At 68.1% G+C, this 270-nt stretch carries 1 protein-coding gene; it reads left to right on the forward strand.

Going from position 1 to position 270, the window contains the following annotated elements; all coding sequences use genetic code 11:
* Nucleotides 1-241 (forward strand): ecotin family protein (locus QZ281_RS10455; protein ID WP_292228079.1); only part of this gene is annotated, 241 nt, incomplete at its 5' end.
* Between the last annotated feature and the right edge of the window lie 29 nt (nt 242-270).

Genomic DNA, 270 nt, shown 5'->3' on the forward strand with positions numbered 1-270 from the left:
GATCGAAACCCGCACCGCCGAGGGCTGGGGCTATGATTATTACGTCCTGCCCGCGCTGGGCGCGATGGCGGGAACGCTGATGGGCTGCCCGACCAACAGCGAGCGCGAGGTGTTCGTCGCCGCGCCGGAACAGCCGCTGGTCCGCTACAACAGCCACCTGCCGCTGGTGGTCTATGCTCCGCAGGACGTCGAGGTCCGCTATCGCCTGTGGCGCGCGGGAGAGACGCAGAACGCGCGCTGATCAATCGGGGCAGGCCGTTCAGGCTGCGA

The sequence above is a fragment of the Brevundimonas sp. genome (assembly GCF_018608325.1).
Classification (GTDB): Bacteria; Pseudomonadota; Alphaproteobacteria; order Caulobacterales; family Caulobacteraceae; genus Brevundimonas.